23 protein-coding genes and 1 pseudogene are annotated in these 25569 nt (G+C 31.5%); 9 read left to right on the top strand and 15 right to left on the bottom strand.

Going from position 1 to position 25569, the window contains the following annotated elements; translation table 11 throughout:
* Positions 1–192: 192 nt before the first annotated feature.
* Entirely contained in the window at positions 193–1527 is a 1335-nt protein-coding gene (locus FHG05_RS04505; RefSeq protein ID WP_140996816.1) for a T9SS type A sorting domain-containing protein, read from the top strand.
* A 57-nt stretch (positions 1528–1584) separates the two neighbouring features.
* Here the strand turns inward: FHG05_RS04505 and FHG05_RS04500 are convergent, their stop codons facing one another.
* Positions 1585–2004, bottom strand: a complete 420-nt coding sequence (locus FHG05_RS04500; RefSeq protein ID WP_157504169.1) for a thiol-disulfide oxidoreductase DCC family protein — start codon at positions 2002–2004, stop codon at positions 1585–1587.
* A gap of 20 nt (positions 2005–2024) precedes the next feature.
* Positions 2025–4193: an endonuclease MutS2 gene (locus FHG05_RS04495; protein WP_140996815.1), complete on the bottom strand. Its 2169-nt coding sequence runs from the start codon at positions 4191–4193 to the stop codon at positions 2025–2027.
* A gap of 77 nt (positions 4194–4270) precedes the next feature.
* Here FHG05_RS04495 and FHG05_RS04490 point away from each other — a divergent pair, with 77 nt between their 5' ends.
* Positions 4271–4936, top strand: a complete 666-nt coding sequence (locus FHG05_RS04490; RefSeq protein WP_140996814.1) for a uracil-DNA glycosylase — start codon at positions 4271–4273, stop codon at positions 4934–4936.
* A 20-nt stretch (positions 4937–4956) separates the two neighbouring features.
* On the opposite strand, the gene FHG05_RS04485 is transcribed toward FHG05_RS04490, so the two are convergent.
* The 9 genes and pseudogenes from FHG05_RS04485 to FHG05_RS04445 form a co-directional block, all read right to left on the bottom strand.
* Positions 4957–5889, bottom strand: coding sequence for a transglutaminase (locus tag FHG05_RS04485; RefSeq protein WP_140996813.1), 933 nt, complete (start codon positions 5887–5889; stop codon positions 4957–4959).
* 28 nt (positions 5890–5917) lie between these two features.
* Positions 5918–6763, bottom strand: coding sequence for a substrate-binding domain-containing protein (locus FHG05_RS04480; protein ID WP_140996812.1), 846 nt, complete (start codon positions 6761–6763; stop codon positions 5918–5920).
* Between the two features lie 21 nt (positions 6764–6784).
* Positions 6785–7324 carry a GNAT family N-acetyltransferase gene (locus FHG05_RS04475; RefSeq protein ID WP_232338050.1) on the bottom strand — a complete coding sequence of 180 codons (540 nt, stop codon included), beginning with the start codon at positions 7322–7324 and terminating at the stop codon, positions 6785–6787.
* Complete coding sequence (locus FHG05_RS04470; RefSeq protein ID WP_140996811.1) at positions 7302–7838, bottom strand: GNAT family N-acetyltransferase; 537 nt, start codon at positions 7836–7838, stop codon at positions 7302–7304. Before FHG05_RS04470 ends, FHG05_RS04475 begins: the two co-directional genes overlap by 23 nt.
* 6 nt (positions 7839–7844) lie before the next feature.
* On the bottom strand, positions 7845–8363 hold the full coding sequence (locus FHG05_RS04465) for a GNAT family N-acetyltransferase (RefSeq protein WP_140996810.1): 519 nt from the start codon (positions 8361–8363) through the stop codon (positions 7845–7847).
* Positions 8364–8446: 83 nt separating this feature from the next.
* The gene (locus tag FHG05_RS04460; RefSeq protein ID WP_140996809.1) at positions 8447–9313 is read right to left on the bottom strand and encodes a nucleoside phosphorylase; all 867 of its coding nucleotides are present in this window, start codon (positions 9311–9313) and stop codon (positions 8447–8449) included.
* A gap of 67 nt (positions 9314–9380) precedes the next feature.
* Positions 9381–9716 (bottom strand): translation initiation factor, encoded by a 336-nt coding sequence (locus FHG05_RS04455; protein WP_140996808.1) that lies wholly within the window; start codon positions 9714–9716, stop codon positions 9381–9383.
* A gap of 76 nt (positions 9717–9792) precedes the next feature.
* A pseudogene (locus FHG05_RS04450) lies at positions 9793–10143 on the bottom strand (GxxExxY protein); the annotation flags it as partial.
* A 236-nt stretch (positions 10144–10379) separates the two neighbouring features.
* Positions 10380–11333 (bottom strand): isopenicillin N synthase family dioxygenase, encoded by a 954-nt coding sequence (locus tag FHG05_RS04445; protein ID WP_140996807.1) that lies wholly within the window; start codon positions 11331–11333, stop codon positions 10380–10382.
* 201 nt (positions 11334–11534) lie between these two features.
* Between FHG05_RS04445 and FHG05_RS04440 the strand changes: the two genes are divergently transcribed.
* Positions 11535–13511, top strand: a complete 1977-nt coding sequence (locus FHG05_RS04440) for an alpha-ketoacid dehydrogenase subunit alpha/beta (protein WP_140996806.1) — start codon at positions 11535–11537, stop codon at positions 13509–13511.
* A 33-nt stretch (positions 13512–13544) separates the two neighbouring features.
* On the opposite strand, the gene FHG05_RS04435 is transcribed toward FHG05_RS04440, so the two are convergent.
* Together FHG05_RS04435 and panB are read right to left on the bottom strand one after the other, a co-directional pair.
* Positions 13545–14246 carry an RluA family pseudouridine synthase gene (locus FHG05_RS04435; RefSeq protein ID WP_140996805.1) on the bottom strand — a complete coding sequence of 234 codons (702 nt, stop codon included), beginning with the start codon at positions 14244–14246 and terminating at the stop codon, positions 13545–13547.
* 49 nt (positions 14247–14295) lie between these two features.
* Positions 14296–15114: a 3-methyl-2-oxobutanoate hydroxymethyltransferase gene (gene panB, locus FHG05_RS04430; protein ID WP_140996804.1), complete on the bottom strand. Its 819-nt coding sequence runs from the start codon at positions 15112–15114 to the stop codon at positions 14296–14298.
* A gap of 133 nt (positions 15115–15247) precedes the next feature.
* Here panB and FHG05_RS04425 point away from each other — a divergent pair, with 133 nt between their 5' ends.
* Entirely contained in the window at positions 15248–15676 is a 429-nt protein-coding gene (locus tag FHG05_RS04425; RefSeq protein WP_140996803.1) for a nuclear transport factor 2 family protein, read from the top strand.
* Positions 15677–15680: 4 nt separating this feature from the next.
* On the opposite strand, the gene FHG05_RS04420 is transcribed toward FHG05_RS04425, so the two are convergent.
* Positions 15681–17102: an L-serine ammonia-lyase gene (locus FHG05_RS04420; RefSeq protein WP_140996802.1), complete on the bottom strand. Its 1422-nt coding sequence runs from the start codon at positions 17100–17102 to the stop codon at positions 15681–15683.
* 262 nt (positions 17103–17364) lie between these two features.
* On the opposite strand from FHG05_RS04420, the gene FHG05_RS04415 reads away from it, so the two are divergent.
* The 3 genes from FHG05_RS04415 (at position 17365) to FHG05_RS04405 (ending at position 21010) form a co-directional block, all read left to right on the top strand.
* On the top strand, positions 17365–18270 hold the full coding sequence (locus FHG05_RS04415; protein ID WP_140996801.1) for a neutral zinc metallopeptidase: 906 nt from the start codon (positions 17365–17367) through the stop codon (positions 18268–18270).
* A 203-nt stretch (positions 18271–18473) separates the two neighbouring features.
* Entirely contained in the window at positions 18474–20360 is a 1887-nt protein-coding gene (gene dnaK / locus FHG05_RS04410; protein WP_140996800.1) for a molecular chaperone DnaK, read from the top strand.
* Positions 20361–20554: 194 nt separating this feature from the next.
* The gene (locus FHG05_RS04405; protein WP_140996799.1) at positions 20555–21010 is read left to right on the top strand and encodes a hypothetical protein; all 456 of its coding nucleotides are present in this window, start codon (positions 20555–20557) and stop codon (positions 21008–21010) included.
* A gap of 96 nt (positions 21011–21106) precedes the next feature.
* On the opposite strand, the gene FHG05_RS04400 is transcribed toward FHG05_RS04405, so the two are convergent.
* Complete coding sequence (locus FHG05_RS04400) at positions 21107–23644, bottom strand: zinc-dependent metalloprotease (protein ID WP_140996798.1); 2538 nt, start codon at positions 23642–23644, stop codon at positions 21107–21109.
* Between the two features lie 268 nt (positions 23645–23912).
* Here FHG05_RS04400 and FHG05_RS04395 point away from each other — a divergent pair, with 268 nt between their 5' ends.
* Together FHG05_RS04395 and FHG05_RS04390 are read left to right on the top strand one after the other, a co-directional pair.
* Entirely contained in the window at positions 23913–24545 is a 633-nt protein-coding gene (locus FHG05_RS04395) for a hypothetical protein (RefSeq protein ID WP_140996797.1), read from the top strand.
* Between the two features lie 73 nt (positions 24546–24618).
* Positions 24619–25569 (top strand): NAD(P)H-dependent flavin oxidoreductase, encoded by a 951-nt coding sequence (locus FHG05_RS04390; protein ID WP_140996796.1) that lies wholly within the window; start codon positions 24619–24621, stop codon positions 25567–25569.

The following is a 25569-nucleotide window of genomic DNA, read 5'->3' as shown; positions in this document are numbered from 1 at the left end:
TTTGAATTAAGAATAATTGATAAAAAGCAGTACTATTTAGTACTGTTTTTTTATTAGGATGATAAATGGGAACTATATATTCTGAATAATGTTTAAAAGTTTAACTTTAAAAGTTAAACTTTTAATAATAAATTTTAATAAAGAATAGTTTTTTGTATTTTCAACTTGAAAAACAATTAAATATTAACAATCATGAAGAAAAATTTACTTATTTTATTTTTATCAATTTCAGCAACTTTCCAAGCACAATGGGTTTCACAAGCAACGGGCTTTACTACTACAAGTAGAGGTGTAAGTGATATTAACATTGTAGACGCAAATACTGTTTGGGCTTTAGGTTATGATGGAAGTGGTGGTGGAGCAAATGTTCAAGAATTTACTCGAACTATAGATGGTGGTACAACATGGACAGCAGGAACAATTAATGTAGGTAATTTAAATTTAGAGATTACAAATATTTCTCCCGTTAATGGAACAACTGCATGGGTAGGAGCTGTAAGTCCAACTGCTGGTATGGGAGGTGTTTGGAAAACATCAAATGGAGGAACAACTTGGACGCAACAAAATGCGACTGCATATACAAATGCAAGTTCGTTCTTTAATGTGGTACATTTTTTTAATGCAAACGTGGGAATAACACAAGGTGATCCGATTACGGCTACAGATTTTGAGGTTTATAGAACAACTGATGGAGGTGCAACTTGGACAGCAGTTCCTCCTGCTAATATGCCAAATATTATTTCTGGTGAATATGGATATAATGGTGGAAATGTAGCAGCAGGAAACTCATTTTGGTTTGTTACTAATTTGGGTAAACTTTATAGAACCACAGATATGGGAGTTACTTGGTCAAAATTCAATACTCCAATTACTGATTTTGCTGGAGCAAGTGTAGGTGGGACTGTTCTTTTCAGTGATGATAATAATGGTATTTTATTAGGTAGAAGTGGTTCTGGAGCTTCAGCTACTTATACAATGTATACTACTTCAAATGGTGGTGCTACTTGGAGTGCAGGTGTACCATATACACAGCCTTATCTTAGTTTAAGTTTTATTCCTGGTACAACTACTTTAGTTGGAACGGCTAGTAATAATACAACTTTAACTTACAATTCTGGATACAGTACTGATTTTGGTGCAACTTGGACAGCAATTGACAGTGGTGTACAAAGAACAAGTATTAAATTCTTAAATGGTACTACTGGTTGGGCTGGTGGATTTACTACTTCATCTACAACAGATGGAATTTACAAATATACTGGAGCAAATTTACGTACGGATTCTTTCCTTGCCTCAAATTTTGTAATTTATCCTAATCCTGTTAACGAAATTATTTCAATTTCAAGTGATGATGTAGTATTTGAAAATATCTCATTAACTGATATTAATGGAAGAATTGTTAAAGAAACGGCCACTAATTCCGTTACCAATTATAATTTAAACATCTCCGATTTAAATTCAGGGATTTATTTTATGAAAATTAAAACGGCTGAAGGAATTCTAGATAAAAAGATCATCAAAAATTAACATTCTTAAACTATATAAAAAACGCTCAATATCAACATATATTGAGCGTTTTTTTATTTATAAAAATTTAGCTTTTAATTCAGGTGTTGGAATCATGCAGGCTTCTTTTTTGCCATACCATTTATATCTGTTTTTTGCAATATAATCATAAACCGTATTTTTAATAAAATTTGGAATAAAATTGAAATATCCTAACAAAGCATAAAAACCTTTTATTCTTTTTGCAATTTGTAAGGCAGCTTCAGCTTTATAAAAATAAGCTTTTCCAGGGATATACAAAATAATAGAATCCGTTTTTGAGATATCGATACCAATATGTTTAATGATTTTTTGACCTAATTCAGATTGGATAGCAACAAAACGAAAAACATCGTTTGTATCTCTTTTGATTATAAATTGAACAGAAGATTCACATAAATTGCAAACTCCATCAAAAAGAATAATTTGTTTGTCTTTGGGTAAATGTTCTATTTCCATTATTCTTCTTTTTTAATTATTTATACGGGTTGAATGTATTCTAACTGGTCTAAATTTACTTTAGAAGTGAAAATTCCATAATTCACAGTAGCTTTATTTTTTTCAATTTTATCTATTGTACCAATCGCTTTTCCATCATTCATTCGAACGCGATCACCTACCTTTAAAATTACTTTTGGTTTTTCAGCTTCATTTTTTTGAGCTTTTATTTTCTTTTCTTTTTTCTCCGTTCTAATTTCTGCTACTTTTTCTTTTACTTCTTCAATAATTTGTTTTTCCACCTTTTCTTTGGCAATCTTCTCTCTTTTTGTGATTTTTTTTCGTTTAGAGTTTTCAATCTCAACCATCTTTAAAAAATCACCAATTAAAGTCTTTTTATCTTTATTATTGAAATATTTTTCAGAAATGTCATCTAAACGCTGACCTAAATAAATCAAGCGTTGGTTCGCATCATACAATTCCTGATAGCGCTCTAATTTATCTTGAATCTTAGCATTAATACTCTCCATTTTTTTGCTTTCTTCTCTCGCTTTTGATTCTTCTTCCTTTAGATTTTGTGACGTTTTTTCTAATTTAGAACGTTCCTTCTGAAGAGTTGCAATGGTTTTGTCAAAACGTACTTTACTGCCTTCGATTTTCTTTTTGGCTCTGTTAATTAAACCAAATGGAATTCCGTTTTTTTGTGCTACTTCAAACGTAAAAGAACTACCGGCTTGTCCTAAATGTAATTTGTATAACGGTTCTAACGTTTTTTCATCAAATAACATATTTGCATTGGTGGCAAAAGGCAATTCGTTAGCTAATATCTTTAAATTAGTATAATGTGTGGTAATAATTCCGAAAGCTTCTCTTGCATAAAATTCTTCTAAAAACGTTTCTGCCAAAGCTCCACCTAATTCTGGATCCGAACCGGTACCAAATTCATCGATTAAAAACAAGGTTTTAGAATTGCATTTTTTTAAGAAGTAATTCATGTTTTTTAATCGATAACTATACGTGCTTAAATGATTTTCGATAGATTGGTTGTCACCAATATCGGTTAAAATACGATCGAATAAAAAGGTAGAACTACGTTCGTGTACTGGTATTAAAATTCCAGATTGAAGCATTAATTGCAACAAGCCTATTGTTTTTAATGAAATGGTTTTACCACCAGCATTGGGTCCTGAAATAACTATAATTCTACTTTGGTTATCCAACTCAATGGTTTGTGGATGAATAACTTCGTTTTTGACTTTATTGGTTAAATATAAAATGGGATGGAAAGCCTCTCTAAAATACAAGCGCTTTTCTTCAGTAATTGTAGGTAGAATTGCGTTTATTGCATTGGCATATTTGGCTTTAGCAGAAATTAAATCCACAGCTGCTAAGAAATTTTGGTACTCTAATAACAAATCTTTATAAGGTCTTATTTGATTCGTTAATTTTTTAAGGATACGAATAATTTCTTCTCTTTCGTCTTGTTCTAAATCACTTAACTCTCTCGAATAACGCAAGGTAGCTTCAGGTTCTATGTAAACAATACTGCCTGTTTTCGAACTTCCTAAAACGGAACCTTTTACTTTTTTTCGATACATGGCTAAAACCGCTAAAACTCTTCGATTTTCAACTACAGTTTCTTTAATATCGTCTAAATATCCAGATGAATTATATTGCGTTAAAGCAGTACCAAAACTTTGATTAATTTTACCTCTAACCAATTGCATATTTCTACGAATATTTACTAAATCTGGAGAAGCACTGTCTTTTATTTCTCCATATTTATCAAAAACCGTATCAATATGTTTTGCTATTTCTTTAGTATTTTCAATAGTACTCGATTTAAAATATAATTTCGGATAATATTCTTGAAATTTTCTAAGGAAAAGTAATAATGTATTGGCAGTTTCAGCTACATGCGCAATTTTTTTAAAACTGGATGCATCTAAAAAACTATCTTCTATGCCTAAAAATTGCAAGTCTTTTGTAATAGACTCAAATCCATGATTTGGAATTGCATTATTGTTGGAATACGAAGCAACATATTCGGAAGTTTGTGCTAACTCCAGCAATAAGGCTTCTTTATCTTTAAATGGTACAATTTCTTGTGCTTTTTGCTGTCCAATTTCGGTAGTACATTTATTGGAAATAGTTTCTAAAATTGTATGAAACTCTAAATCCTGTAAAGTCTTATTGGTAACTGAAATCATTCTTCTCGCTCTCTTTTTACTTGCAAATTTACGTTCTATTCTAGTATAAATTTCTATTTTTGGTAAAATTTTAAGTTATGTCTGTTAAAATTCATGATTCTTGGAAGAACGTATTACAAAATGAATTTGAAAAAGAATATTTTGATGCATTAATTGCTTTTGTAAAAGAAGAATATCAATCCCATACTTGTTATCCTCCAGGAAATCAAATTTTCGCTGCTTTTGATACTTGCCATTTTGAAGATGTTAAGATTGTTATTATCGGACAAGATCCTTATCATGGTAAAGGGCAAGCGAATGGTTTGTGTTTTTCTGTAAACGATGGAATACCCTTTCCTCCCTCTTTAATTAATATTTTTAAAGAAATTCAGAATGATTTAGGACAGCCCATTCCAGCTACAGGTAACTTAGAACGTTGGGCAAAACAAGGAATATTGCTTTTGAATGCTACTTTAACAGTAAGAGAATCGCAAGCGGGCAGTCATCAAAATAAAGGATGGGAAACGTTTACTGACGCTGTAATAAAAAAGATTTCTGATGAGAAAAAGGATGTGGTCTTTTTATTATGGGGCGGTTTTGCTAAAAAGAAAGGCTTAAAAATCGATAGAAACAAACATTTCATTTTAGAAACGGGACATCCATCACCATTGAGTGCGAATAGAGGTTTGTGGTTTGGAAACAAGCATTTTAGTAAAACGAATGCATATTTGAAAAGCATTGGTAAACCCGAAATTAATTGGTAAACCAATGAAGAAATCATGTACTAATTAAAGGTTAATTCACCTAGTATTTCTTCTTTCATAAAAGGACCACCAGGATAACTAGCAGTATAATCTAAATTCAACCAAATTTGCCCTCTTTCATCAATATGATAGTGAATTTCTTGATTTTTAGCTTCTTCTTTAAAAAGTACTTCTTTAATTAAATAAATTGCCGTTTCTAGGTTGTTTTTATCACCAATTAACATTTCAGGATATAAATGACCACCTGTGTGGATTATTCTGGGTGTTCCACCAATTGCTTTTATACTTGCCGACATTAGAATAGCATGATCGTCACAATCTCCTGAAAAGTGTTGCAAACTTTCAGAAGCATAGGCAATATATTCTCTCCCTTTAGGATCATTCACATAATTCCAATTGTCTTTAATTTCTTTAAATACAGCAAAACATTGTATTAATTTTCTGTTTTTAGCATAGCCTTGTACATTTTTAAAATGTTGTGTGGTAGCATATAAAGCAAAATTTCTCACTTTAGGATTCGTAAAATCCACAGCGTCAATAATTTTAGATTTATTAGGAAAAGGCAATAATTTAGAGATAATCAAATCCTGAGGTTTTGGATTTTCACTCATCGAATAAATCATGTATTTATAATCTTCAAATACGCGATCAAACCCATAATTACCAAATAAAGTACCATAAATTAAGGTGAGTAAATATATAAAAATGCAAATAATTATAATGGTTTTTAAAAGCCGTAATAATAACTGAATAAGTACTAGAATGATTAGAAATAATAAGATTCTGTCTAGATTATAAATCCAATTGAGTTCAATTAAATTTTGATGTGCGATTAAAAAAACGGGTATGGTAACTAAGATGTTTAATAAAAAAATGATAATAGTATCCCAAGGCTTTGGCAGAGAAAGCTTTTCTTTAAGTTGTTTAAGAGAAATGGTTTTTTGGGTTATCATTTAGAATTAAAACGATAAAATTAAGTAATTATTTAACTATGGTTTCATAAGAAGCCATTTTTTCAATAATATTTAACGTATGGAGTTGGTTTTGAACATTCTCTATTGTTGTTTTATCAATTTGTTTTTGTGACCAATGGGTAACACGCAACCATTCTTGTATGTCTTCAATTTTTTGATTGTATTTAGAAGCTAATGTTCGATCGATGCTTGGAATGCTTTTAAACTCTTCCGTGGTTGCATTGATAATTTCTAAAATTTGAGAGATTACAGGCATTTCTTTTTCTAGAATTTCATTTCTAACCGCAATAACAAAACAAGGCCATGGAGTAGGACAGTCCGCAATTCTTCTAAAAGTTCCATTATCAACTAAAGGTTTTGTCATAAAACGTTCCCACATAAAATAATCGGCAGTGCCACAAGATAAAGCAGTTACAGCACCTTCTATAGTATGTACGATTTCAAATTGTAAATCGGAAGTATTCCAACCATTTTTCTGTGCATTAACAAAACTCATTAAGTGTGATCCTGAGCCTAATCGTGAAATAGCTGCTGTTGTATTTTCTAAATCTGATAGTGTTTCATAAGGAGCATTGGCACCAACATGAATTCCCCAAATTAAAGGACTTTTTACATATATTTGAACAATTTTAGATGGATTTCCAGCAACAATATCTTTAACAATACCTTCGGTTAAAATTACAGCAATATCTGTTTCACCTTCCCGAAGCATTTGACACATTTTTCCGGTTCCTTCGGGAACATCTGTCCATTGTAAATCAATTCCAGCTTTTTCAAATTCTCCATTTTCGATACAAAGATGCCATGGTAAATTAAAATGTTCGGGTACTCCTACTATTTTTATTGTTTTCATATTTTTTAGTATACGCTTGTGTTATTTGTTACTGTTTTTTATTTGCCACCATTTCCATAAAACGCCTTCAGGATCTGGATAATCTTCTCTAAATTCCATGCCACATTTATAGAGTACTCGATTGGAAGCTACATTTTGTGCATGAGTATACGCATTTATTGCATCAATATTCATTTGGTTCATTCCATAATCCAACCAAAATTGAGTCGCTTCAGTTGCATATCCTTTATTCCAAAAAGGAACGTTTAAACGATAGCCATAATCAAAGAAATTAGTATTCCCATTTTCAACATGATCGTTCACAAATTTTATACCTGTCCAACCTATAAATTCGCCCGTATCTTTTAAAATCGTAGCAAAACGACCTATATTGTTTTCTTGGTATTGTCGTAGTACATATTCAATAACTTGTATGGATTCTTGAATATCTTTTGCAGGTTTATTCCAAAGATATTGGTGAACCAATGGATTGGCATCCATAACAAACATGGCTTTTCCATCCGATAATTCTAAAGGGCGAAGTAGTAAGCGTTCTGTTTCAAATTTGAGATTCAAATTCATCTTTTTTAATTTTGTACCAATTATGTAAGGTGATGTTTACCATATATTGATTGCTTCTTTTAAAACCAACTTTTTCTAATAGATGATTGGAAGCCTTATTTTCATTGTCAGCACATGCATGAATTTTAGGTAATTTTAAAGTATGTAAACCATACGAAAGCCAAAATTTTGCTGCTTCGGTAGCATAGCCTTTGTTCCAATGTTTTTCAGCAAAACGATAACCCAAATCGTAAAAATTGGAGTATCCATTTTCTTCTGTTGTTCTGAATTTTAGTCCAGAAAAACCAATTAGTTCCTCATTTTCTTTTAAAATTACAGCAAAACGTGCAATACCATTTTTTTGGTGTTCCGATATAATTTTATGGATATAGTTTTCAGCATCTGTTAAGGTTAGAATTGGATTTCGTAAAAAGCGATTGATTTTGGTACCCGAATGCATTTCTAAAAAAGCCTTGGTATCTGATGAAATTAAGGGTCTTAATAGTAATCGTTCTGTAGTCAATTCTTGAAACATAGTGATTTATTTTGAAGCATACCAAACACAAGGAATGGTCTTATTCCAAAGGTATTCGTTTTTCAATTGTAATCCTATTTTTTCCAAAATTCTTCGAGAACCTTTATTGTCAATATGCGTAGAAGCATATAATGTGTTTACTTTTAAATTTGAAAAAGCATATTCATACCATTTCTTAGCCGCTTCATAAGCATATCCTTTACCCCAAAATTCCTCTTTTAAACGATAACCAATTTCATAAAAATGTGAATGATTGTTTTCTATTTCGGTAATAAACTTTAATCCGCACCAACCAACAAATCGATTTCCATCTTTAGTAACCATAGCAAAACGACCAATTCCATGTTGTTCATATTGTTGCAAGACATTATTAAGATAAGCAATGCTTTCTTCTTTTGTTGTAAATGGGGTGTTGCCTAAATAAATATGTACCTTAGGGTTACTATCCATAGCAAACATATCGTCAGCATCTGATATTTCAAGTGGTCTAAGAATAAGTCTTTTGGTTTCTAAAATTAAATCCATATTTATTTTATTAACACAGATTAGAAAAATCGAAATAATTTTAAAAATTTCTCAAATTTTTTTAATCAGTGTTGCTTAAGTTTCTATTGAATCAATCTCTCCAAAGTATAATCAATTAAATTTTCAACTACTTCATATGGATTTTGACTAAAATCACCTGTTGCTCTGTTTGCGATGATGGCATTCAAAGACAAACAATGATGTCCTAATAGTTTTCCTAAACCATAAATGGCAGCAGTTTCCATTTCAAGATTGGTCATTCGTGTACCATTAAAATTGAAATTATCCATTTTGGTATTCAACTCTGGATCTTGAATAGCCAAACGCAACACTCTACCTTGTGGTCCATAAAAACCACCAGCAGTTCCAGTAAAACCTTTGTGCATTTTGGAACTGAAAATTGTATTGGCTAATGTATCACTACACTTAATAACATAAGGACGTCCTTTCTTTAAATCCCAATTGGTTTGTGCAATAAACGCTTCTTCAATTGCTGATTCTGAAATAGTGTCTATTAAATAAGAACGTAACATATTGTCTAAACCAATGGCATATTCACTCATTACAAATGCATCTACAGGAATATCTTTTTGTAAAGATCCCGAAGTTCCAATACGCACAATATTAAGTGCTGTATGTGTTTCTTTTGGTTTTCTGGTTTCTAAATCAATGTTTACCAAAGCATCCAATTCATTTAAAACGATATCTATGTTATCAGGACCAATTCCAGTTGAAATTACAGTGATTCTTTTTCCTTTGTAACTACCCGTTTGCGTTTTAAACTCTCTTTTTTGAGTGGTAAATTCTACACTGTCAAATCGAGAAGTTATTTTTGCAACTCTCTCTTGATCTCCCACAAAAATAATATCGTGAGCTATATTTTCTGGTTTTAAGTTAATATGGTATAAACTACCATCTGGGTTTAATATTAATTCTGAATTTTTAATCATAATGTTATTGTGGGCTTGCCAAGCAAGCTCTTATTTAAATTTTATAAATTGTCAACTTTGTATTTTTTTAACCTCCAACACGTTTTGTTTTAAAACCTTTATTTTGAAGGAATTGCATTATTTTATCACGATAATCGCCTTGTATGATAATTTCCCCATCTTTAAAACTACCACCTACAGCAAATTTATTTTTGATTTCTTTGGCTAATAATTTAAAGTCTTCTTCTTCACCTTCATATCCAGCAATAATAGTTGTTGGTTTTCCTTTTCTTTTTTCATATTTACAAATCATTGGTTCCTTTTGAACAAACAATTCATGTTCTGAAATTTCTGCTGTCTCTTCTTTTTCGGTTGAGGGTTGATGGTCTGGAAATAATTTTTTTAATTGGTCTTCTAAACTCATTTTTATTTATTTTGAATCACAGATTGGAGATATTTAAGAAATAATAAAAAATCTTACTTATGTTTTTTTTAAATCATTAGTAAAAATCATTAGTAAAAATTTTTCTTATAAATTGAGGATCTTTTCCAAAATTAAGAATTAATCCAACTTCACACTTTGTTGCTTTTAAATAATTCAATAATTGACTTTCATGTGTTTCTATTAAATATTCAACACATTTCAATTCAACTATTACTGATTCATTTACAATTATATCTGGAATATATTCTCCAACAATGATATTTTTATAATATACATTTATTTTTTTATAGCTTTCAATTTCAAATCCTCTAGACTTTAACTCAATTATTAATGCATTATGATATACTTTTTCTAGAAATCCGTAGCCTAGCTCATTGTAAACATCATAATAAATACCTATGATTGCTTTTGTTAATTCTTAATGAGGGAAAAATTTCATTAATTGCTATCATTATTTTAAAATTCAGATTAAAAAAGATTAAATAAATCTATATAATCAAAGTAATTACTTTCAATAAAATTATAATAGATTTTAATTTTTTTAATTTCTTAAATCTGTGTTCCTAAGATTTTAAACTAAAAGAAAAAACCAAACCCCAAAATAATTGGGATTTGGAATTCTATAATTTGGAACTATTCCGATTACTTTTTGATTAATCCTAATTCCACTAATCTTTCATGTAAGAATTCACCAGCGGTTATATCTTCGTATAATTTTGGATTATTTTCATCAATACATTCAGGCAAACAGTTTAAACTCATATCGCTTACTGGATGCATGAAAAAAGGAATGGAATATCTAGAACTTCCCCATAATTCTCTTGGTGGATTTACTACTTGATGAATCGTAGATTTTAATTTATTGTTCGTATGACGCGATAACATATCACCCACGTTAATCATTAATTCATCAGGTTGCGCAATCGCATCTACCCATTCGCCATTATGGTTTTGTACTTGTAAGCCTTTTCCTTGAGCACCCATTAATAATGTAATCAAGTTGATGTCACCATGAGCAGCAGCTCTAACAGCACCATCTTTAGGTTCATCCGTAATAGGAGGGTAGTGAATAGGTCTTAAAATACTATTTCCGTCTTTGATGTATTTGTCAAAATAAAATTCATCTAAACCAATGTATAAGGCCAAAGCTCTTAAAACATAAATACCAGTCTTTTCAAGCATTTGATAGGCTTGTTTTCCAACCGGATTAAAATTAGGTAATTCTGTTACCTGAACATTATCAGGATATTCGTTTTCGTATTTTGACCCTTCGGAAACATATTGTCCAAAGTGCCAAAATTCTTTTAAATCACCAGCAGAACGACCTTTAGCATGCTCTTTACCAAAAGATACATAACCTCTTTGTCCTCCAATACCAGGAATTTCATATTTTGATTTGGTTTCTAGAGGCAAATTGAAGAAATTTCTAACTTCAGCATATAAATCCTCTACTAATTTGTCATCTAAAAAATGACCTTTTAATGCTACGAAGCCGATTTCTTCGTAGGCTTTTCCGATTTCATTTACAAATTTTTGTTTACGTGTCGGATCATCCGACAGGAAATCACGTAAGTCAACACTAGGAATTTGTTGCATACTAAAACTTTATTGTTAATAAATCTAAAGGCGCTTAGCCCAAGTAAATACAAATGTATTGATTTATTTTTAATTTAAAATGAGGAAGTTATCAACATTTTGAGATACTGGTAAATTTTGATAAAATAAATTTTATAACAATTCCATTTGAAAATGTTATTTTTCCTATTTTTGAATTCAAATAATTACAAACCCATTACCATGAACTTTGATAGAAAAGAGTTAAGCAATCCCGAATTGATAGATTTGTACAAAAAACTTTTAAAACCAAGAATGATTGAAGAAAAGATGCTCATTCTTTTGCGTCAGGGTAAGGTTTCTAAATGGTTTTCAGGAATTGGTCAAGAAGCAATTTCTGTTGGAATTACAGCGGTTTTAGATAAAGACGAATATATTTTACCGATGCACCGTAACTTAGGTGTTTTTACCACTAGAGAAATTCCTTTGCATCGTTTGTTTTCACAATGGCAAGGAAAAAAGACAGGTTTTACTAAAGGTAGAGACAGAAGTTTTCATTTTGGTACACAAGAATTTAAGATTGTAGGAATGATTTCTCATTTGGGACCTCAAATGGGAGTTGCAGACGGAATTGCTTTAGCTAATAAATTGAAGCAAAATGGCAAGATTACAGCTGTTTTTACGGGTGAAGGTGCCACTTCAGAAGGAGATTTTCATGAAGCATTAAATATAGCTTCCGTTTGGGATTTACCAGTTTTATTTGTGATTGAAAATAATGGATATGGACTTTCCACACCTACAAATGAACAATATCGTTGTGAAAATTTAGCAGATAAAGGAGTAGGTTATGGAATGGAAAGTCATATTATAGATGGGAATAATATTTTAGATGTTTTTCATAAAATTACAGAACTAAAAGCATCCATGATAGAAAATCCGAGACCTGTTTTATTGGAATTTAAAACCTTTAGAATGCGTGGTCATGAAGAGGCGAGTGGAACTAAATATGTGCCTCAAGAATTAATGGATCTATGGGCTGAAAAAGATCCGATTGCCAATTTTAAAGATTATTTATTTAGGACTTTTGTTATGAATGAAGAGGATGATGCTTTAATTAAAGAGCGAATTAAAGCAGAAATTGATCAACATTGGGCAAAAACGCAATTAGAACCTGAAGTAGAAGCCAATTTAGAAGAAGAATTAAACGATATGTACGAGCCTTATGAGTACGAACAATTCTTCCATTCTGATGTAACCGAAAATATTAGAGTTATTGATGCGATTTCAAGTGCTTTGAAATTATCCATGGAGAAACATGAGAATTTAGTAATCATGGGACAAGATATTGCTGAATATGGAGGTGCTTTTAAAATTACAGAAGGTTTTGTAGCCGAATTTGGTAAGGAAAGAGTTCGAAATACACCAATTTGTGAAAGCGCCATCGTTTCTGCAGCAAATGGTTTGTCAATCAACGGTTATAAAGCGATTGTGGAAATGCAATTTGCGGATTTTGTTTCTACCGGGTTTAATCCGATTGTAAATTTATTAGCAAAACAACATTACCGTTGGAACGAAAAAGCTGATGTTGTAGTGAGAATGCCTTGTGGTGGTGGAACTCAAGCAGGTCCATTTCATTCGCAAACCAATGAAGCTTGGTTTACTAAAACGCCTGGATTAAAAGTGGTTTACCCGGCTTTTCCATATGATGCAAAAGGACTTTTAAATACGGCCATTAATGACCCAAATCCTGTTTTGTATTTTGAACACAAGCAATTGTATAGAAGTATATATCAAGATGTTCCAGTAGATTATTACACCATTCCTTTTGGAAAAGCAGCTGTATTAAAAGAAGGTAATGAAGTGACTATTATTTCTTTTGGTGCTGGAGTGCATTGGGCTTTAGAAACGTTATCTAATAATCCTGATATTTCAGCAGATTTGATAGATTTAAGATCGTTGCAACCGTTAGATACGGAAACTATTTTTAATTCGGTGAAGAAAACGGGTCGTGTAATTATTTTACAAGAAGATACTTTATTTGGAGGTATTTCAAGCGATATTTCCGCTTTGATTATGGAAAATTGTTTTGAATATTTAGACGCACCTGTAAAAAGGGTAGGTAGTATTGAAACGGCTATTCCGTTTGTAAAAGCATTAGAAGATCAATATTTGCCTAAAAATCGATTTGAAACAGAATTAAAAAATATAGTACAATATTAAGCTAATAAAAAAGGGAACCATTTGTTCCCTTTTTTATTGTATGATTGCATTCCAAATCACTTCATTTGGAGTGGGAGCTACAAAAAATAGGTCTTCTTTGGTTACTGGATGGATAATTTCTAATTTTCTAGCATGTAAATGAATACCTCCATCTGAATTACTTCTGTCAAAACCATATTTCAAATCTCCTTTTATTGGGCAACCAATAGCAGATAATTGGGCTCTAATTTGATGATGTCTTCCTGTGTGTAATAGAATTTCAAGGCCAAAATAATTGTCCAATTTTTTAAATAGGCGATATTCTAGACTCGCTTTTTTACTATCAGGAACTTCTTTTATATGTGCTTTTGAAGTGTTGTTTTTGGAATTTCTTTTTAGAAAATGAACTAAAGTATCATTGGGTTTTGGTGGAGAGTTTTTTACGACTGCCCAATAGATTTTTTTAGTTTCTCTATTTTTAAAACTTTCATTTAAACGGGTTAATGCTTTTGATGTTTTGGCAAAAACAACAATACCAGTTGTAGGTCTGTCCAAACGGTGAATCACTCCCAAAAAAACTTCTCCAGGTTTATTATATTTTTCTTTAAGGTATTCTTTTACTACATCTGAAAGAGGTTTGTCTCCCGTTTTATCACCTTGCACAATATCTCCAGCACGTTTGTTTATCACAATGATATGATTGTCTTCGTGGAGAACTTGAATGTTATCTTTTGTAGATAAAACTTTTTTTAACATTAAACTATTTTAAACAACATTAAACACTTCAACTTTTGAACTAATTTTCTTAATATTGTTCGTTTTCATTTGGAAAATCAACAGCCTTAACATCAGTAACATACTGACTAATTGCTGTGGTCATATCTTCATATAAATTCATGTACCTTCTTAAGAATCTTGGACTAAATTCATGTGTCATTCCAATCATATCATGTAATACTAATACTTGGCCATCTACACCATTTCCAGCTCCAATACCAATTACAGGAATGGAAACACTTTTCGCTACTTTTTCAGCTAAAGCTGCGGGTATTTTTTCTAAGACAATGGCAAAACAACCAATGCGCTCTAACATTTTAGCGTCTTCCATTAGCTTTTCAGCTTCGGCATCTTCTTTTGCTCGAACCGTATAGGTTCCAAATTTATAAATAGATTGTGGTGTCAAACCTAAATGTCCCATTACCGGAATTCCAGCATGTAAAATTCGCTTTATAGAATCTTTAATTTCACTTCCTCCTTCTAATTTAACGGCATGACCGCCACTTTCTTTCATAATTCGAATGGCAGAACGCAACGCTTCTTTTGGATCAGATTGGTAACTACCAAATGGTAAATCTACAACTACTAAAGCTCTTTCTACAGCTCTAATTACAGATGAAGCGTGATAAATCATTTGGTCTAATGTAATTGGTAACGTGGTTTCGTGTCCTGCCATCACATTACTTGCCGAATCACCCACTAATATAACATCTACACCAGATGAATCCACAATTTTAGCCATAGTGTAATCATAGGCTGTTAACATGGAGATTTTTTCTCCATTTTCTTTCATCTCGATTAGTGTTTTAGTGGTAATTCTTTTGTAATCTTTTTTGGCTACTGACATAATATTATAGTATAGTTTGAGAAACTCTCGTTTTTAAAATCAAAATTCTTTGTAAAATTAAGATATTCTTAGAAATTGTAACTATTTTTAATAAAAAACTACTTATAGGGAGCAACTAAAAATTTGTAAAACAATGAAAAAGTTATTTTTTGTATTTTTTATTGTAGCCAATTTTATTCAGGCACAAGATATAGAACCTAAAAATGTAATTGAGAATTTCTTTAACGAATTTCATAAAAAAGATACTTTGGCTTTGCGTGCAACAACACATAAAGATATAGTGATGCAATCGGTTGCTACAACCAAAGAAGGAAATAAAGTTACCACGGAAACCTTTTCTAATTTTCTAAAATCTATAAAAAGTTTACCTGAGAATTTGGTTTTTGAAGAAAGAATCTTGGACTATAAAGTGCAATCTGATGGGGTATTAGCACATGTATGGACACCCTATGAATTTTATGTTAATGGTAATTTGAGTCATAAAGGAACCAACTCCTTTTCTTTGGTGAAAGAAAAGGAGCAATGGGTAATTATTCATATTATAGATACGAGAATAAGGTAATGTTTTAACAATCAGCTAAATTAACTCCTACAGCTAAACCTCCTTCTGAAGTTTCTTTGTATTTTGTGTTCATGTCTTTTGCAGTTTCCCACATCGTATTCACTACTTTATCCAAAGGAACTTTAGTGTTTTTAGCATCTGTTTCTAAAGCTAATTCGGCTGCATTTATTGCTTTGATTGCTCCCATAGTATTTCTTTCAATACAAGGAACTTGAACCAAACCGCCAATTGGATCGCAAGTTAGACCTAAATGATGTTCCATTGCAATTTCTGCTGCCACCATAACTTGTTCTGGTGTGCCTCCCATTACTTCACATAAACCTGCTGCTGCCATTGCACTTGAAACTCCAATTTCTGCTTGACAACCACCCATAGCTGCTGAAATTGTAGCTCCTTTTTTAAAGATACTACCTATTTCTCCAGCAGTCATTAAAAATTGTTTGATTTGTTCTTCATTGGCTTGATGATTTTCAATTACCAAATAGTACATTAAAACAGCAGGAATTACTCCAGCGCTTCCATTTGTAGGAGCGGTTACAACTCTTCCTAATGAAGCATTTACTTCATTCACAGCTAATGCGAAACAACTTACCCATTTTAAAATTTGTCTGAATTTTACTTCTGTTTGTCTAATAATTTGCATCCAAGAATACGGACTATCATATGGTAAAACCCCAATAAGATTTTTATGCATATCATAAGCTCTTCTTCTAACATTCAGTCCGCCAGGTAAAATTCCCTCTGAATGACATCCAATATACATACATTCTAACATGGTGTCCCAAATACGCATCAATTCATTATGAATTTCGGTTTCAGAACGCATGGATTTTTCATTCTCATAAACAATTTCCCAAACTTTTTTATTTTGAGATTGACAATATGCTAATAATTCTGAAGCTTTATCTATTGGAAAAGGAAAGGCACATTTAATTTCTTCGTTAGCAGCAGAATTGATTCTCTCTTCTACAACTACAAATCCACCACCAATAGAATAATAGGTGTTTTCATATTCTGAATGTGTAGTATATGCCGTAAATTTTATTCCATTGGCATGAAAAGGTAAGAATTCTCTATTAAAAACAATATCCTTATCTGTATGGAAGGGAATAATGATTTCATTTCCTAAAAACAGCTCATTTTTATTTTTAATGGCAGAAATGATGACATCTATACTTTCAACAGGAATATATTCAGGATCGGCTCCACTTAAGCCAAGCATAACAGCTAAATCGGTAGCATGTCCTTTACCTGTTAGTGAAAGAGAACCATATAAATCAACTTTAATCCTATTAATATAGTCTAAAATTTCTTTTTCTTTTAATTCTTTAATAAATCTTTCAGCAGCTCTCCATGGTCCTAAAGTATGAGAACTGGAAGGACCAACACCTATTTTAAGCATATCAAAGACAGAGATACATTCCATGAGTTTTTTTGTTTACAAATATAGAGTAGAAAATTAAATTTAGATTAATTATTGCAAAATCTTAACGTGTTACATTTTTGATTGACTTCCTGTTTTTTGTTAATTTTTACTGTTTTTTAACAAGAAACATCGATTAAAGTTTGTTTTTTATAGATATATGGTTTTTAAAGGTTTTTTTAACTATTAATATAGATTTAATGTAATTTTAATATTAAAAAAATGCATAATATTGCCATATTAATAACCTTAACTATTTCAAACAATGAAAACAAATTTCAGAAATGCATCTCTATTTTTAGGAGCTTTAGCATTATCTACTATGCTATCATGTAGTAAAGACGAAGAAACAACTGTTGATTCTCAAGAAGAAGTTCTATCAGTTATTGACCAACAACCTAACGGCAGAGAAGGAGAATGCGGTTATGTTGATGGAAACTGGAGTTCATCAGCAAGTCTTTATACTAGTTTACCTAACAGTGGAAGTACAAGAAACTCAAGTTTAATTACTTCACAAAATAGTGCTATTGCATCTTTTTGGGGAAGATCAGCTCCTACATTTCGTTATGTAAGAGATTTATCTAACCCTAGTTCAACTTTTAATGCTATTTCTTATAGTAATGGTAAAATTTATTTTGGAGAAGCTATCTTCAAATGGGCTTATGACAGAGACAACTCAAACTTAATTAATGTAATGATTTTGGCTCATGAATATGGCCACCAACTTCAATATGCATATAGATTACCAACTAGAAATGAATCTACTGCAAGAGCTGCTGAGTTAGAAGCAGATGGTTTTGCTGGATACTATTTAAGAAGAGGATATGGTAAATCAACTTTCGCATCAATTGCAACTGCTTATGAAGCGGCTTATGCAATTGGAGATTATTCTACAACAAGTGCGGGTCACCATGGTACACCTCCACAAAGAAGATCTGCTGTGCGTTTAGGATTCTTATTTGCAGACCCACAAAATGCTAAATTATCAGCAACTAATTTCGACTATTATTTCTTCTATTACTATAATGGAGTATTGAATGGTACTTACAGAATGCCACAACCAGAAGGTATTGATGCTCAATTCCACGATTTCATGATGTCACACATGGAAGAATTGGGAAGAATTGCAAGAGGAGAAATGTCTCAAGAAGAATATACAAACTTAAGATAAGTTTCAAAAATCTCAATAGAAAAAAGGTTGCCAATTGGCAACCTTTTTTTATACTTTTATGTCATTATGTCATTGTTGTTTTTTTTAGCTGTCAAAAAAAATGACAATTATTCAATAAAATTGTCTTGGCACAAAGATTGACAAATACTAAACAAGTTTTAAAGAATAAAATAAAAAACACACAATAAATTAAGATTAAAATTATGAGTAAAATTATTGGAATTGATTTAGGTACAACAAATTCATGCGTGGCAGTTATGGAAGGTGGTGAACCAGTCGTAATTGCTAATGCAGAAGGAAAAAGAACAACGCCTTCAGTAATTGCATTTGTAGAAGGTGGTGAAATTAAAGTAGGTGATCCTGCTAAAAGACAAGCTGTAACAAATCCTACTAAAACGATTGCTTCTGTAAAACGTTTTATGGGTAATAAATATTCGGAAAGCGCTAAAGAAGCTTCTACTGTAGCTTATAAAGTGGTTAAAGGTGATAATGATACTCCTAGAGTAGACATCGATGGTAGATTGTATACACCGCAAGAATTGTCAGCTATGACACTTCAAAAAATGAAAAAAACGGCTGAAGATTATTTAGGAACTACAGTAACTCAGGCAGTTATTACGGTGCCAGCATATTTTAATGATGCGCAACGTCAAGCTACTAAAGAAGCAGGTCAAATTGCAGGTTTAGAAGTAATGCGTATTATTAATGAACCTACAGCAGCTGCTTTAGCTTATGGTTTAGACAAACAAGGTAAAGATCAAAAAATCGCTGTTTATGACTTAGGTGGAGGTACTTTTGATATCTCAATCTTAGAATTAGGAGATGGTGTATTTGAAGTATTATCTACAAATGGAGATACGCACTTAGGAGGAGATGATTTTGACCAAGTAATTATTGATTGGTTAGCCAATGAATTTAATACTGCTGAAGGAATTGATTTGCGTAAAGATCCTATGGCTTTACAACGTTTAAAAGAAGCAGCTGAAAAAGCAAAAATTGAATTATCTTCATCTGCACAAACAGAAGTAAATTTACCATATGTAACGGCTACCGCTACAGGTCCTAAACACTTAGTGCAAACTTTAACACGTTCTAAATTTGAGCAATTATCTGAAAATTTAGTTAAAAGATCAATGGATCCAGTGGCTAAAGCATTAAAAGATGCAGGTTTATCAACCTCAGATATTGATGAAGTAATTTTAGTTGGTGGTTCTACTCGTATTCCAGTTATTCAAGAACAAGTAGAAAAATTCTTTGGTAAAAAACCATCCAAAGGGGTAAACCCAGATGAAGTAGTGGCAATTGGTGCTGCAATTCAAGGTGGTGTATTATCAGGAGATGTTAAAGATGTATTATTGTTAGATGTTACTCCATTATCATTAGGTATTGAAACTATGGGTGGTGTAATGACAAAATTAATCGAAGCAAATACAACAATCCCAACTAAGAAATCACAAGTTTTCTCAACAGCTGCAGACAACCAACCATCGGTAGAGATTCATGTTTTACAAGGAGAAAGACCAATGGCTCAAGACAATAAAACAATTGGTAGATTCCATTTAGATGGTATTCCACCAGCAGCAAGAGGTATTCCTCAAATCGAAGTAACTTTTGATATAGATGCGAATGGTATCATTAAAGTTTCTGCTACTGATAAAGGAACGGGTAAATCTCACGATATTCGTATCGAAGCCTCTTCAGGATTAACTCCAGAAGAAATTGAAAAAATGAAAAAAGATGCTGAAATGAACGCGGAAGCGGACAGACAAGCAAAAGAAAAAGCAGACAAGTTAAATGAAGCAGATTCGATGATTTTCCAAACTGAAAAGCAATTAGCTGAATTTGGTGAAAAATTATCTGAAGGTAACAAATCAGCTATTCAAGGAGCTTTAGAAGAATTGAAAGCAGCCTATGAATCTAAAGATGTAGCTACAATTACTCCAGCTTTAGATAAAATTAATGAAGCTTGGAAAAATGCATCAGAGGAAATGTACAAAGCGCAAGCGGAAGGTGGAGCTCAAGAAGCACAACCACAAGGAGAAGCTTCTGGTGACCAAACTCAAGATGTTGATTTTGAAGAGGTAAAATAAGATTTTTATAATATATATAATAAAGAAGTGAACTTTAATTAGTTCACTTTTTTTATATTTGGAAAATTTTAAAAAAAAATAAAATGTAAAATGCTCTTAAATCTGTTTTTTTAATCTTAATTATTATAATAACTGGTTGCAGTAGTAATAGTGATGATTCGCCAACTACTACAGCTAGTAATAATACAATTTCTTTGAAAGTAAATGGTGTTGCTCAGACAGCAACAGTTACAACTGCTTTATTAGCAAAAGCAGAGTCAATAAATCATAAAACTTTATATATTGAGGCTGAAAATTCGCAATATAAATTTAGGTTAAAATTGATTTCTGATTATAATAATTCATTAAATTCTATTCCGTTAGGGAACTATAATGTTGATAATATTCAAACTGCAGTATTTTACGCAGAATTTAATATACTTTTTAAACTTCCAACTGGAAATACTGCCTCGTACCATCACCTAGGTACCGTTTTATATGACGTAACTTCTTGTGATAGTAACCAAAAAAAAGTTACAGCTAGTTTTTCTTGTTTTCTTGATAATGGTTTCGATGATGATTTTTATGATAGTAATGTTTTAATTCCAACTACAGTTGAAATAACTGAAGGAAATATTGATAACATTGAATATACTGTTACTGAATACTAATAGTAATGTATAAACTTTCTTGATTTAAATTTTATAAAATAAAAAAAGCCGTTTCAAAATATTTCGAAACGGCTTTTTCTATAGATGTAAAAGATTTTATTTAGGATCTAAAGCAGCATCAATTTTAGCTAGGACATCTTGTAAATGAAATTTACTTAAGCGATCATTAGTTATACTTAACGCTGTTTTAACGTCTCTTTTTAATTCTGACAACTGACCTCTAGCAATTGATGGAATATCCGTTTCATTATAACTTACGGTTCTTCTATTTAACGCTCTAGCAGTTTGTTTTCCATCTACATCTAATGCTTGAATCAATTCGTTGATATATAACTTTTGTAAATTTCTTCGATATACATCAATTGCTTTGCCCGTTTTTAATTCAGAAAAAATTCCTTTTCTTAAATCACTCATTAATTCATCTACCGAATAATTTTCTTTACTTAAAGAAGATGTTTCAATTAAACGAATCAATCTATCACCAGATAATAAACTAGATAAAGTACTGTTTTGCAAAGATTTTATAGCTTCTACACCGCTTTCAGGATTAATTTTTGAAAGTATATTTTGATCTAGTAGCCATGTTGGCGTTGCAAATAGATTTTCATTTAAAAATGCTATAGCATCATTTTGAATGGAACTTGGCACCACTTCATATTGAGGTCCTTCCATATCATATGTTTTTGGAGTTTCATAAATACCACCTATATTTTTAGTTACATGCCCCATATATCTTCGGTATTGGCCTACTAATGAACCATACAAATCTTGTAATTCAGAATAATCTTCTCCATCTTCCTTACTCCATTGTATTAAATTTGGTAGAATTCGTTTTAAATTTTTAATACCATAAGTTGAAGCTTTCATAGCATTGTCGCCTAAATCTTCGGTTTGATAACGAGGATCATACGGACTTGTTTCTGTTCCAAACCATAAACGACGGTTTTTATAGGCTTCTTTAGTCATGGTGTTCAGCAACGCTTTTTCTTCTGCTTCATTTTTAGCTCCATCAAAATAAGAATAACCCCATTTAATTGCCCATTTGTCATAATCTCCAATTCTTGGAAATAAATCTGTAATATTATCTTCAGGTTGTGCTACATAATTAAAGCGAGCATAGTCCATAATGGAAGACGTATGTCCGTTTTTTTCAATAAAGTCTTTATCGCGTAACATTTCTACGGGAGTAGCATTACTTGCTCCCATATTATGACGTAATCCTAACGTATGACCTACTTCATGCGAGGATACAAAACGAATCAACTCTCCCATTAATTTGTCATCAAAATTTTTATTTCTAGCTCTAGGATCTACTGCTGCAGCTTGAACTAAATACCAATCTCTTAGTAAACTCATTACATTATGATACCAGCCGATATGACTTTCTAAAATTTCTCCAGTTCTTGGATCATGAACATTTGGTCCATAAGCATTTGGAATATCAGCAGCAAAATAACGTAAAACTGAAAAACGAGCATCTTCTAAACTCATAGTTGAATCGTTTTCAGGCCAATATTCACCACGAATTGCATTTTTCCAACCTGCAAATTCAAAAGCTTCTTTCCAGTCGTCAATTCCTTGTTTGATATAAGGCTTCCATTTGTCAGGCGTTGCAGGATCAATATAATATACAATCGGTTTTTTGGGTTCAATTAATTCCCCATTTTTCTGCTTTTGTGCATCTTCTTCATTTTTGGGTTCCAATCTCCACCTAACGGCAAAAATCTCTTTATCTGCTTTTAAGGACTCTTCTTTAAAAACATCATAATCATTTGCAAAATAACCAACTCGCTTGTCGAACGCTCTCTTTCGCATTGGTTTTTCAGGAAGCAATAACATAGAGGTGTTTAATTCTAAAGTTACCACACCAGCATCTAATCCTGATGGTAAATCCACACCAATTTTAGGAGTTGGGTTTCTAGAGATTTTAGGTTGCTCTGTTGTAAAGGTTTTTACACTTCGAATTTCAGTGTTAATTGGAAAACTTTTAATATCCTGAATAAAAGATTTGTCTTTTTGAAACGATTGAATGCTTAACAACTGTTTGTTTATTGGACTTAATGAAAAAGTTTGAACATCGGCATCAAAAGTACTGTTCATATCAATCACATAAGCAACATTTTCTTTACCAGAGGCATCTTTTTTATATGCTAAAATTTCATAATTACCAATAATTGGGTCTGAACTAGAATTTTTAACGGCTCTTGCAATAGGTTTGTCTTCATCAGGAGACATAATTACATAGGTTATCGATCGTAAAAGGATATTGTCATTTAATCCTTTTTCAAATTTTACAACTTGTCGGTTGATTTCCTCACCTCCAAAAATCCCACCTCCTGCAGGGGTTTTAGAATATCGAGTAATGGTCATAATTTCTTTACCAATTAAAGAGTCAGAAATTTCAAAAAGAAACTTTTTATCTACTTTATGCACATCAATTAGTCCTTTTTGAGATACAGCTGAAGAATCAATAACCTTGTTATAGGGTTTTGGACCCTTTTTTTCTTCAGTTTTTTTTGCTTGAGCAGTAGTAGTAGCTTTAGCATTCTTTTTTTTACTTTTTCTTTGGGCGTGACTATCCACTGCAAATAGAAAAACTAAGCAGGTGGCTAGTAGAGTTACTTTTTTTAACATAAATTAAAATTATAGGTTATATTGGTTTTGTTTTCTCAAATTTATCTGAAAAAAAACAGAATTATTATTTTATTAATAAATTATTAGATTTATTTAACATTTGGATAATTTTAATTACAAAAAAGAAGTTTTTTGTGTTTTATTTTTGTTCCAATGTTTTTCGTATTTTGGTAATCTTGAAAACAGACAATAAAATCCTAAATATTTAGTTTATAATGTTTTATTCAAGTTAGTTTACACCAACCTCTTAAAAAAACAAACCTTAATTATGAAACAATTATTTTTAATTTGTCTGTTAGTTGTAAGTACTGTTACTTTTTCTCAAAAAAAGAAAGCTACAAGTAAAAAATCTTCTGCCAAATCGGTTTTGGCTAAAGTTGATAATCTTACTGCTGAAATCATTACTGTTAATAAACAAAAACAGCTTGTTTTATTTGTTGTTAATGAAGGTGTTCAAGATACTTTACGTTTAAAAATTATTGATAATGCAAATTATTCACCCTTAAATTTTAAAATTACTCCATTTACAGCTAGCAATGTAAAATTATATCATATTCATTGGGAAGAAAAAAATGCTATAAGTACAAAATTAAAAAAAGAAGAACAAGATATTGTAGAGTCACAAATTTGGAATGTAGCAAAAAAAGAATTGTTGATTGGCAATGTTCAAAAATCAAGTCATATTGTTGAGACTGTTTTTTTAGATAAAAATAAAACGGCTTCTGAAACTCAGGAAAGAAATAGAAAAGAAGGTTTTGAATTTAATCTATTACCTAATGGTGATTTAATTTTAAAGAACAAAACGCAACAAAACACTTATGCTTACAATGTAGCTTCAGATAAATATGAAATGAAAAAAGGAAGTGTTTCTAAGTCTACTTCTTCAAAAAAAAGAAGATAATGTTTTTTATTAAATAGTATGCGTGCATACTATTTAATAAAACTTTCCTATATTTGAATAAAATTATACTACGATGGAAAAACCAAATTTGACGACAATATTAGGAATAAAATATCCAATCATTATGGCACCTATGTTTTTAGTATCCAATACTAAAATGGTGATTGAAGGAATGAAAAGTGGTGTTGCTGGATGTATTCCTGCTCTTAATTATAGAACATTAGAAGAATTAAGAGCTTCAATTAAAGAATTAAAAGCAACAAAAATTGAAGGTGGTAGTTTTGGTTACAACCTAATTGTAAATAAATCGAACGTAAAATATAAAGAACAGCTTCGCGTTTTATGCGAAGAAGGAGTAGATTTTATCATCACTTCTTTAGGTAGCCCAGAAGAAACTATTAGAGAAGCACATAAGGTTGGAATAAAAGTTTTTTGTGATGTTACCGATTTGAATTTTGCAAAAAAAGTGGAAAGTCTACAAGCTGATGCCTTAATTGCTGTAAACAATCAAGCGGGTGGTCATAGAGGAAATATTAGTCCGGAAGAATTAATAAAACAGTTAAATGAAGGTACTTCTTTACCTGTAATTTCTGCTGGTGGAGTAGGTAGTAAAGAAGAGTTAGATTCGATGTTGCGTTACGGTGCGATTGGTGTATCTGTTGGAAGTCCTTTTATAGCTTCAATTGAAGCGGGTGTATCTGATGAATACAAACAAGCATGTGTGGAATACGGAGAAAAAGACATTGTCATGACTGAGCGCATATCAGGAACTCCTTGTACGGTTATTAATACTCCTTATGTTCAAAAAGTAGGAACCAAACAAAGCTGGTTAGAACGCATTTTAAACAAAAATAAATCCCTAAAAAAATGGGTAAAAATGGTTCGTTTTTATATTGGAATGAAGGCAACTGAAAAAGCAGCTAAACAAGTAACGTATAAAACGGTTTGGGTGGCTGGACCAAGTATTGAACATACCAAATCAATTCTACCTGTAAAAGATATAGTGTCCCATTTAACAGTATAA

Origin of the sequence: Flavobacterium profundi (assembly GCF_006491645.1) — a bacterium.
In the GTDB taxonomy this organism is placed as follows: domain Bacteria; phylum Bacteroidota; class Bacteroidia; order Flavobacteriales; family Flavobacteriaceae; genus Flavobacterium; species Flavobacterium profundi.
This window is presented reverse-complemented; position numbering and strand designations above follow the sequence as displayed.

What these genes read in the sequence shown, in the direction of transcription:
- FHG05_RS04505 (WP_140996816.1), top strand. Translation starts at nt 193, where the DNA reads ATGAAGAAAAATTTACTTATTTTATTTTTATCAATTTCAGCAACTTTC.
- FHG05_RS04500 (WP_157504169.1), bottom strand. Translation starts at nt 2,004, where the DNA reads ATGGAAATAGAACATTTACCCAAAGACAAACAAATTATTCTTTTTGAT.
- FHG05_RS04495 (WP_140996815.1), bottom strand. Translation starts at nt 4,193, where the DNA reads ATGATTTCAGTTACCAATAAGACTTTACAGGATTTAGAGTTTCATACA.
- FHG05_RS04490 (WP_140996814.1), top strand. Translation starts at nt 4,271, where the DNA reads ATGTCTGTTAAAATTCATGATTCTTGGAAGAACGTATTACAAAATGAA.
- FHG05_RS04485 (WP_140996813.1), bottom strand. Translation starts at nt 5,889, where the DNA reads ATGATAACCCAAAAAACCATTTCTCTTAAACAACTTAAAGAAAAGCTT.
- FHG05_RS04480 (WP_140996812.1), bottom strand. Translation starts at nt 6,763, where the DNA reads ATGAAAACAATAAAAATAGTAGGAGTACCCGAACATTTTAATTTACCA.
- FHG05_RS04475 (WP_232338050.1), bottom strand. Translation starts at nt 7,324, where the DNA reads ATGAATTTGAATCTCAAATTTGAAACAGAACGCTTACTACTTCGCCCT.
- FHG05_RS04470 (WP_140996811.1), bottom strand. Translation starts at nt 7,838, where the DNA reads ATGTTTCAAGAATTGACTACAGAACGATTACTATTAAGACCCTTAATT.
- FHG05_RS04465 (WP_140996810.1), bottom strand. Translation starts at nt 8,363, where the DNA reads ATGGATTTAATTTTAGAAACCAAAAGACTTATTCTTAGACCACTTGAA.
- FHG05_RS04460 (WP_140996809.1), bottom strand. Translation starts at nt 9,313, where the DNA reads ATGATTAAAAATTCAGAATTAATATTAAACCCAGATGGTAGTTTATAC.
- FHG05_RS04455 (WP_140996808.1), bottom strand. Translation starts at nt 9,716, where the DNA reads ATGAGTTTAGAAGACCAATTAAAAAAATTATTTCCAGACCATCAACCC.
- FHG05_RS04445 (WP_140996807.1), bottom strand. Translation starts at nt 11,333, where the DNA reads ATGCAACAAATTCCTAGTGTTGACTTACGTGATTTCCTGTCGGATGAT.
- FHG05_RS04440 (WP_140996806.1), top strand. Translation starts at nt 11,535, where the DNA reads ATGAACTTTGATAGAAAAGAGTTAAGCAATCCCGAATTGATAGATTTG.
- FHG05_RS04435 (WP_140996805.1), bottom strand. Translation starts at nt 14,246, where the DNA reads ATGTTAAAAAAAGTTTTATCTACAAAAGATAACATTCAAGTTCTCCAC.
- panB (WP_140996804.1), bottom strand. Translation starts at nt 15,114, where the DNA reads ATGTCAGTAGCCAAAAAAGATTACAAAAGAATTACCACTAAAACACTA.
- FHG05_RS04425 (WP_140996803.1), top strand. Translation starts at nt 15,248, where the DNA reads ATGAAAAAGTTATTTTTTGTATTTTTTATTGTAGCCAATTTTATTCAG.
- FHG05_RS04420 (WP_140996802.1), bottom strand. Translation starts at nt 17,102, where the DNA reads ATGGAATGTATCTCTGTCTTTGATATGCTTAAAATAGGTGTTGGTCCT.
- FHG05_RS04415 (WP_140996801.1), top strand. Translation starts at nt 17,365, where the DNA reads ATGAAAACAAATTTCAGAAATGCATCTCTATTTTTAGGAGCTTTAGCA.
- dnaK (WP_140996800.1), top strand. Translation starts at nt 18,474, where the DNA reads ATGAGTAAAATTATTGGAATTGATTTAGGTACAACAAATTCATGCGTG.
- FHG05_RS04400 (WP_140996798.1), bottom strand. Translation starts at nt 23,644, where the DNA reads ATGTTAAAAAAAGTAACTCTACTAGCCACCTGCTTAGTTTTTCTATTT.
- FHG05_RS04395 (WP_140996797.1), top strand. Translation starts at nt 23,913, where the DNA reads ATGAAACAATTATTTTTAATTTGTCTGTTAGTTGTAAGTACTGTTACT.
- FHG05_RS04390 (WP_140996796.1), top strand. Translation starts at nt 24,619, where the DNA reads ATGGAAAAACCAAATTTGACGACAATATTAGGAATAAAATATCCAATC.